The 7,910-nt window shown below is 68.2% G+C and carries 12 protein-coding genes; 10 read left to right on the top strand and 2 right to left on the bottom strand.

The window, feature by feature from the left end; all coding sequences use genetic code 11:
- The first annotated feature begins 30 nt into the window (after positions 1 to 30).
- A complete protein-coding gene (locus B2Y21_RS08035) occupies positions 31 to 1,248 on the top strand; it encodes a DUF2336 domain-containing protein (protein WP_292058741.1) in 1,218 nt (405 codons plus the stop codon).
- A gap of 164 nt (positions 1,249 to 1,412) precedes the next feature.
- Positions 1,413 to 1,835 carry a MucR family transcriptional regulator gene (locus B2Y21_RS08040; protein ID WP_087141050.1) on the top strand — a complete coding sequence of 141 codons (423 nt, stop codon included), beginning with the start codon at positions 1,413 to 1,415 and terminating at the stop codon, positions 1,833 to 1,835.
- Between the two features lie 82 nt (positions 1,836 to 1,917).
- Here the strand turns inward: B2Y21_RS08040 and B2Y21_RS08045 are convergent, their stop codons facing one another.
- Complete coding sequence (locus tag B2Y21_RS08045) at positions 1,918 to 2,370, bottom strand: surface-adhesin E family protein (RefSeq protein ID WP_292058742.1); 453 nt, start codon at positions 2,368 to 2,370, stop codon at positions 1,918 to 1,920.
- A gap of 89 nt (positions 2,371 to 2,459) precedes the next feature.
- On the opposite strand from B2Y21_RS08045, the gene B2Y21_RS08050 reads away from it, so the two are divergent.
- The 7 genes from B2Y21_RS08050 (at position 2,460) to B2Y21_RS08080 (ending at position 6,106) form a co-directional block, all read left to right on the top strand.
- Entirely contained in the window at positions 2,460 to 3,320 is an 861-nt protein-coding gene (locus B2Y21_RS08050) for a WecB/TagA/CpsF family glycosyltransferase (protein ID WP_292058743.1), read from the top strand.
- 306 nt (positions 3,321 to 3,626) lie between these two features.
- A complete protein-coding gene (trxA, locus tag B2Y21_RS08055; RefSeq protein ID WP_200167259.1) occupies positions 3,627 to 4,526 on the top strand; it encodes a thioredoxin in 900 nt (299 codons plus the stop codon).
- Between the two features lie 10 nt (positions 4,527 to 4,536).
- Positions 4,537 to 5,196, top strand: a complete 660-nt coding sequence (locus B2Y21_RS08060; protein WP_138142228.1) for an LON peptidase substrate-binding domain-containing protein — start codon at positions 4,537 to 4,539, stop codon at positions 5,194 to 5,196.
- 103 nt (positions 5,197 to 5,299) lie between these two features.
- Positions 5,300 to 5,494 (top strand): Trm112 family protein, encoded by a 195-nt coding sequence (locus B2Y21_RS08065; protein ID WP_003166576.1) that lies wholly within the window; start codon positions 5,300 to 5,302, stop codon positions 5,492 to 5,494.
- A gap of 89 nt (positions 5,495 to 5,583) precedes the next feature.
- Positions 5,584 to 5,718, top strand: coding sequence for a hypothetical protein (locus tag B2Y21_RS08070; RefSeq protein ID WP_292058744.1), 135 nt, complete (start codon positions 5,584 to 5,586; stop codon positions 5,716 to 5,718).
- Entirely contained in the window at positions 5,715 to 5,918 is a 204-nt protein-coding gene (locus tag B2Y21_RS08075) for a hypothetical protein (RefSeq protein ID WP_292058745.1), read from the top strand. The genes B2Y21_RS08070 and B2Y21_RS08075 overlap by 4 nt, the downstream gene beginning before the upstream one ends.
- Positions 5,915 to 6,106 carry a hypothetical protein gene (locus tag B2Y21_RS08080; protein ID WP_292058746.1) on the top strand — a complete coding sequence of 64 codons (192 nt, stop codon included), beginning with the start codon at positions 5,915 to 5,917 and terminating at the stop codon, positions 6,104 to 6,106. Before B2Y21_RS08075 ends, B2Y21_RS08080 begins: the two co-directional genes overlap by 4 nt.
- A 15-nt stretch (positions 6,107 to 6,121) precedes the next feature.
- Here the strand turns inward: B2Y21_RS08080 and B2Y21_RS08085 are convergent, their stop codons facing one another.
- Complete coding sequence (locus tag B2Y21_RS08085; protein WP_292058747.1) at positions 6,122 to 7,375, bottom strand: UbiH/UbiF/VisC/COQ6 family ubiquinone biosynthesis hydroxylase; 1,254 nt, start codon at positions 7,373 to 7,375, stop codon at positions 6,122 to 6,124.
- Positions 7,376 to 7,537: 162 nt separating this feature from the next.
- Here B2Y21_RS08085 and B2Y21_RS08090 point away from each other — a divergent pair.
- Positions 7,538 to 7,910, top strand: a 373-nt coding sequence (locus B2Y21_RS08090; protein ID WP_292058748.1) for a DNA translocase FtsK 4TM domain-containing protein, incomplete at its 3' end; no start/stop codon positions are given.

The raw sequence follows: 7,910 nt of genomic DNA on the forward strand, positions 1-7,910 counted from the left end.
TGGTTAACCGCTGGCGTCTAGTCTGCGGGCATGGGCGAGATCCAGGCCAGTTTGGAAGAGGCGCGCGCGCCGCGCAGCCGCACGGCGCGGCAGGTGCTGTTGCGTCGACTGGCCGATGTCGTCAGCCTGCCGGCCAGCCGGATCAATGCGTTCGAGCGGGCGGTGGCCGGCGACTTGCTGGTCGATGTCCTGCGCCCGGCGCCGCTGGAGGAACGCCGCCGGGTGTCCCTGCGCCTGGCGCCCCTGGGCGAACTGCCCGATGCGTTGAAGCGCCTGCTCATTCGTGACGAGCCTCAGGTGGCCGCGCCCTTGCTGGAAGACTGCGCCGCCTTGTCGGATGCGGATCTGATCGGCTGCGCGCGAGACGCCACGACCCAGCATCGCTTGATGATGGCGACGCGGCGCGACCTGTCCGAGGCCGTGACGGACACCCTTCTGAGCTGGGGCGAGGAGGCGGTCATCGCCCTTGTTCTGGCCAACCCTTCCGCACGTCTGACCCAGACCAGCCTCGAGGGCGTGATCGCCCTCAGCCGTTCGTCGCGCGACCTGTGCGCCGCCCTGCTGAAGCGGCCCGAGATGAGGCCCTCCGGCGCCTATGTCATGTTCTGGTGGTGCGGGCCGGACGACCGACGCCTCATCCTGCAGCGCTTCGCCGTCTCGCGCGAAGTGATGCAGACCAGCGTCGAGGACGTCTTCGCCCTGGCGGCGGCCGAGGGATGGGACGACCCTGTGGCGCGCAAGGCCCTTCAGTTCATCGAGCGGCGCCAGAGAAACCGCGCAGCGATCGAGAAGAGCCCCTTTGCTGATCTTGAAGCCGCCGTCATGGCCGCCGCGACACAGGGTCTGTCGCGCGAACTGGTCAGTGAGATCGGCTATCTGTCCGGCGTCAAACCGCTGACGGCCGCCAAGATCATGGGCGATCCAGGCGGAGAGCCCGTGGCTATACTGTGCAAGGCGACGGGGCTGACGCGGCCAAATCTTCGGGCTCTGTGGCGATCCATGCGGCGACCCGAGACGACCGCTGACGGCGCGGTGCATCCCGACTGGGAACGAGTTCAGCTGACCTATGAAATGTTGGCGGTCGATCGCGCTCAGACAGTGCTGCGTTACTGGAACTGGTCGCTGTCATCGGCCCTGACTCCAACCTTGTTGCGCGCGATCCGTGATGGAGAAGACGAGGCGATTGACGAATACTCGGCGCCTGAGCGTGCTGCGGCTCTCGCCTTGGCGGATAACTTCGGTCGTTGAAATCGCCATTCCTGAGCGAGCTGAATTCAGGCGTTGATTTCGCTTCATAAGCGAGCAACGCGCGTTGCATTGCTTTCAACATGAAACATACGTATGAAACTGATCGACGGCAGGTCGATTCAGATCAGTCGATTGAAATTGGGGCATGCAAGAGGCTGATGCAGATGGAAGAAAAACCCGAACTGCTCGAGATGACCGCTGACATCGTGTCGGCCTATGTCAGCAACAACACCGTTTCGGCTGACGCTGTGCCGGGTCTGATCGCACAGATTCACGCCGCGCTGTCGGGCGTTTCGGTCGCTCCGGTCGAGCCCGAGCCCGAGCCTCAGGAACCGGCGGTCCCGGTTCGCAAGTCGATTACGCCTGACTTCCTGATCTGCCTGGAAGACGGCCGCAAGTTCAAGTCGCTGAAGCGTCACCTGCGCACCAAATACAACATGAGCCCCGAGGAATACCGCGCCAAGTGGGGTCTGCCGAAAGACTATCCCATGGTCGCCCCGAACTACGCCAAGGCGCGTTCGGAACTGGCCAAGCAGATGGGTCTGGGCCAGGGCGGTCGTAAGCCGGCCCGTACGTCGCGTAAGTAACCCTCTTCGCGACCAAGACATGAGGCGCCCGCTCTTCGATCGAAGAGCGGGCGTTTTGCTGTCAGGCGGTTCGTTTAGACGACTAGTCTGCCGTCATTCGCGCTCGACCGATGAGTACGGCGTCCTCTGTGTTGAAAGCGAGCGTCTCGGGCTGGGCTGCGCCGCAGGCGACGGCGGCCAGTTCGTCCGCGTCTCCGCCGGGGGCGATGGCGTAGGGCGGGGCGGTTTCGGCGGTGCGCGGCCCTTCTGTCCCATCGGCGCGCAGGGAGGCGAAGTCGAGGCGGTCGGCCGTGCGCGCGGCGCAATCGAACCGCCACCAGGACCAGCCGCCGACATAGGCGACGCCGCCGATCATCATGTCCTCTTCACTGACCTGAAGCGATCGCATCCGCACGCCGTCGCCATCAGCCGTGATCGACGCTCGATCGGCGAAGATCGCGAACCGGCCCACGCCGGTCAGGGCCAACTCCATCACGGGGGGCTCCTGGGCGGGCGTGGCGGCCAGGGCGGCGGTCAGCAACAGGGCTAGGGGCAAGATGACGTCCTTTTACATGACCGAACGAACGGCGGCGGTTAACCCTGTCCGCATACCCGCCGTTGAAACGGCTGCGCTAGACAGATCGCATGTACCACGCGCCTTCCGGTTTCGATCCTTCCGGCCCTCCGCCTGACCGGCGGCGACAAACCCGTGCGCCGTTTCGTCAGACGCGCCGTCCCGAAGAACGGATCACCCTGCTGGGCGAGCCGGTCGACCTGGTGCGCCCGGAGGAGGTGCTGCTGCACGTCGAACGCAGCGTGGAGGCGGGCGTGCAAAGCATCGTCGCCAACCACAATCTGCACAGCCTCTATCTGATCCGGCGCACGCCGGGGATGCGGCGCCTGTACGACGCGGCCGATCTGATCGAGTTGGACTCGACGCCGCTGATCCATTTCGCTCGCCTGCTGGGCCATCCGGCGCGGCCGCAGCACCGCTGCACCTATCTGGACTGGCGCGATCATTTCTGGAGCTTGGCCGACCGCAAGGGCTGGCGCGTCCTCTATGTCGGCGGCGAGGACGGCGTGGCCGAAGAGGCGGCGCGGCGACTGACGACCCGCTACCCAGGCGCGATGGTGAAGGGGCTCAGCGGTTATTTCGACGCCACGCCGGGGTCGTTGGGCAATACGGCGGTGCTGGCGGCGATCAAGGACTTCGCCCCGCACGTGCTGTTCGTCGGCATGGGCATGCCGCGCCAGGAGCTGTGGATCGCGGACAATCTGGCCTCCTTGCCACTGGTTCCGATCCTGCCGGTCGGCGCCGCCTTCGACTATGAGGCCGGGGTGCAGAAGGCCGCGCCGCGCTGGATGGGGCGGCTGGGCGTCGAGTGGCTGTTCCGCCTGTTCGCCGATCCGAAGCGGCTGTTCACGCGCTACTGCATCGAGCCGTGGTTCCTGATCGGCCCGGCGCTGGCGGATGTGCGAGAGGCCATGCGGCGCAGGAAACGCTGAACCGCGCCTCTCGTCAGGCATCGCAATGACGCTGATTGAGGCATTGAATTCTCGAGGCCTTTTCTTGGCTGGACGGGATCGACCGGCCGTCCTCAAGCCATCCCGCATACTCCTCAGCGCGCCGACGACGGCGCGGGCTGACAAGGAGACGACCGCGCCGATTTCAGACGATTCAGACGAATTGGACTCTGTTTTTTCCGCTCTCCTCGCCTTCGCCTGCGGCAAGGCGCGCTTTCGGCTTGATGGCGAAGCATCCCGACGCCATCTGATCCGTTACCTTCCTTCGACCCCCATGCGGACCCGACCATGACCTTCGCCGACCCGTCCCTGACCACCCCGCCCGACCTGATCAAGGACGGCACGGACGCCTCCTTCATGACCGATGTGATCGAGGCCTCGAAGCATCAGCCGGTCATCGTCGACTTCTGGGCGACCTGGTGCGGGCCGTGCCGGACGCTCGGCCCCGCGCTGGAGAAGGCCGTGCGCGCCGCCAAGGGGGCGGTGAAGATGGTCAAGATCGACGTCGACGCCAACCCGGCCTATGCGGGCCAGCTGCGGGTGCAGTCGATCCCGACCGTCTACGCCTTCGTCAACGGCCAGCCGGTCGACGGCTTCCAGGGCGCCATTCCCGACAGCCAGATCAAGGCCTTCATCGACAAGCTGACCGGCGGAGAAGGCGTCAACACCGACGTCGAGCAACTGCTGTCGCTGGGCGAGGAATCGCTGGGCCTCAGCGATCTGGGCGGCGCCGCCCAGGCCTTCGCCCACGTCCTGACGATGGAGCCGGACAACCAGAAGGCCATCGCCGGCATGGCCCGCGTCTATCTGGCTGAGGGCGACGCCGAACAGGCGGCCCAGACCATCGCCATGGCCCCGGCCGATTCCACCGAGCCGACGGTTCAGGCCGTGCGCGCCCAGCTGTCGCTGGCCTCGGCCGCCCCGACGGGCGCGACCGCCGAGCTGGAGGCCCGGCTGGCCGCGAACAAGAACGACCACGAGGCCCGCTTCGACCTGGCCCAGGCCCTGGCCTCGGCGGGCGATCTGAAGGGGGCGGTCGACCACCTGCTGACCATCGTCCAGGCCGAGCGCGAGTGGAACGACCAGGCCGCGCGCAAGCAGTTGCTGACGGTGTTCGAGGCCGCCGGCCCCAACAGCGAAGTCGCCCGCGACGGGCGACGGCGCCTGTCCTCCATCCTGTTCTCCTAACGGCGCGATCATGGCTCAGGGCTACGTCAAGGCCAGCGAACTTCCCCAGGTGATCCCGGTGTTTCCCCTGCCGGGCTCCATCCTCCTGGCGCGGGGCCAGCTGCCGCTGAACATCTTTGAGCCGCGCTATCTGAACATGGTGGACGACGCCATGGCGGGCGACCGGATGATCGGCCTGATCCAGCCGGTCGGCCCTGCGGGCCTGCGCCCGCCCCTGACCCGCGTCGGCTGCGCCGGGCGGATCACCAGCTTCGCCGAGACTTCGGACGGGCGCTATCTGATCACCCTGACCGGAGTGTGCCGCTTCGCCGTAGCGACCGAGATGCAGGTCCGCACCCCCTATCGCCAGGCGCGGGTCGACTTCCTGCCCTATGAGGCGGACCTGCGCGCTCCGGACCCGGCCGAGGATTTCAACCGCGAGCCCTTCCTCTCGGCCCTGGCGCCCTATCTGGCGGGACGCGGCATGGACATCGACTGGGACACGGCCCGCGCGGCGCCGCAGGAGGCCCTGGTCAACAGCCTGGCCATGGCCCTGCCCTTTGATCCGCCCGAGAAACAGGCCCTGCTGGAGGCCCTGACCCTGACCGAGCGCGAAGCGGCCCTGACCGCCCTCCTGCGCATCGAAGCCGTCGCCCCCGACGACGACGAACCCGGCCCGGCGATGCAGTAGTCTCAGCAAGCTCGACGCGATAAATACACGACCAACAGAACGGGGCGCCCAGCGCCCTCAAGCAGCGAGCCGCCGCGCGGCGAGCGATAGGGCACTTAAAATCATGAGCGACGCCTTCAACACCCCCGTCTCGGTCGATCCCCGCCTGCTGGAGGTGCTGGTCTGCCCCGTCACGCGCGGCCGCCTGACCTATGACCGCGAGCGCAACGAACTCGTCTCGGCGGGCGCCAAGCTGGCCTTCCCCATCCGCGACGGCGTGCCGATCATGCTGGCCGAAGACGCCCGCCCGCTGGACTGAACCTTACGTCACGCTTAGGCGGCGCCCCGCTTTCCTCATCGCGCCCTTATGGCCGTCGGGTGTTTCTTCGTCTCATGAAGGAGCCCCTCATGAGCCGCCGCGCCCTGCTGAACCAGTCGCTGAGCCACCCAAGCCCCCCCGAACCCGGCGTCTGGCGCATGGTCCAGACCGTGCTGGCCCTCTACCTGGGCTGCACGCCTCGCAACGGGAGCCGCCCGCGATGATGAACGGCTATCCCGACGGGCGCCCCGCCGCCCCTCACCGCCCGCGCGCCTATGGCGTCGTCGCCCGCGACGGCGGCTGGTGCGTCACCCTGGACGGCTGCGCCACCCGCCCCTTCAAGGACCGCGAGGCCGCCGCGCGCATCGCCCGCCAGCTTCAGCGTCAGGCTGACGGCCTGCTCCAGACCGAGCCCCGCTCATGACCGCCGCCCGCGCCAAGGCCCGGCCCGTCCTGTTCGAAATTCGCCGCCTGGGCCGCGTCTGGCGCCTGACCTCCTCGGACGGGCTCTTCTTCGGCCTGTTCCAGAACCGGGCCTCGGCCCTGCGCTGCGCGGTGGAAGAGGCCGACCGCCGCGACGACGCCAACGTGCTGCTGCACACCCACGACTGAGCCGAGCAGGCCCTCTTACAAACTCTCGCCGCGCAGCAGGCGGGGCAGATCCCCCGTCGCCCCGCCTGCCTCGTGCATGAAGGCGCGGCGCAGGGGGGCGATGCGGTTGACCGCCGCCATGCCTAGATCGCGGGCCAGCCGCACCGGGGCGATGTCGTTGGAGAACAGGCGCACGAAGCCGTCGAAGCCCGCCGCCAGCGCCGCATTGTCGAACCGGCGCCAGCGAGCGTAACGCTCCAGCACCAGCTCCGAGCCGATATCCTCGCCGATGCGCGCGGCCTCGGTCAGCACCTCGGACAGGGCGGCGACGTCCTTCAGGCCCATGTTCAGCCCCTGCCCCGCCACCGGGTGCACCCCGTGGGCGGCGTCGCCGATGATGGCCATGCGCGGCGCCGTCAGCCTCTCGGCCAGTTGCAGCGACAGGGGATAGACGAAGCGCGGCCCCTCGATCGTCAGCCCGCCCAGGAAGTCGCCGAACCGCCGCGTCATATGGGCGTGGAAGGCCTCGTCCGAGGCCGAACGCAACGCCTCGCCCCGGCGGGTGCTCTCGGTCCAGACCAGATTGGCCCGGTTCTCCGTCAGCGGCAGGATGGCGAAGGGGCCGTCCGGCAGGAAATACTCATGGGCGACGTTGCCGTGCGGCTTTTCCATGCGGACGGTGCAGACCACGCCGCTCTGCTGATAGGTCCAGCCGAAGACGTCGATGCCCGCCGCGCGACGCACGGTCGAGTTGCGGCCCTCGGCCCCGATGACCAACGGCGCCGACAGGGTGGAGCCGTCCTTCAGCGTCACCGTCGCCCGCCCCGGCCCGACCGCAACATCGGCCACAGCGGCGGGGGCGCGGACCTCCAGACCTTGCGCCTCGACCAGTTCGGCCAGCGCAGAACGCAGACGGCGGTTCTCGACCATATAGCCCAGCGGCTCGCCGCCGTTGCGGTCGCCGATCTCGTCCGCGTCGAAGCGGATATAGGCGGCCGAAGGGTTGCGGCTGGCCGCGCCGGGACGGCGGCCGTCCGTCACCAGAATGCGGTCCATGCGACAGGCGTGCGGCTCCAGCGCCTCGCCCAGCCCCAGGGCCTTCAACATGCGGAAGTTGGCGTAGGAGATCGCCGTCGCCCGCCCGTCGAAGGTCGGCGCCAGCTGGGCGTCGAAGGGCTGGGGGTCCACCATGACGGGCCGCAGGCCCCCCTGCGCCGCCGCGAGCGCAAAGGTCGCTCCGACCAGCCCTGCGCCGGCGATGATGATGTCGTAGTCGTCCGATCCGCTCATGCTGTCGTTCTAGGCCCCTATCGCGCGTCACGCCACCTCAAGCCCGCAGGCGCACTGGGCATAAGGGCTCATCCCCGCCAGCAAAGACCGGGCTGGTAAATGCCGCTTTAACCTTATGCGAGGCACTAAGGGCCAGAGTCCCGTTTTCAGAGGTCCGCCTTCATGTCCGCCGCCTTCGCGCTCGGCCAACGCGTCTGGAGCACCGCCCGCATCGTCTGGGCGGCGCCCTTCGCCGTGCGGTTCAGGGGCGTGCTGCAGGCCATGCTGGCCGCCCTTCTGCTGGTGGCCCTGATCTCGTGGAACCCGGCCGATCCCAGCTGGAACGCCGCATCGGCGCAGGCGCCGACCAACTGGCTGGGCGGCGCGGGCGCGACCTTCGCCGATCTGATCATGCAGTCGCTGGGGCTGGCGGCGTGGCCTGCGGTCCTGCTGCTGATCGCCTTCGGGTTGGCGGTGGCCATCGGCGACGCCCTGCAGCACCGGCTGCAGCCGACGCCGTTCAAGATCTTCTGCGCCGTCGCGGGCGTGCTGCTGC

This window comes from Brevundimonas sp. UBA5936 (assembly GCA_002430835.1).
Taxonomy (GTDB): domain Bacteria; phylum Pseudomonadota; class Alphaproteobacteria; order Caulobacterales; family Caulobacteraceae; genus Brevundimonas.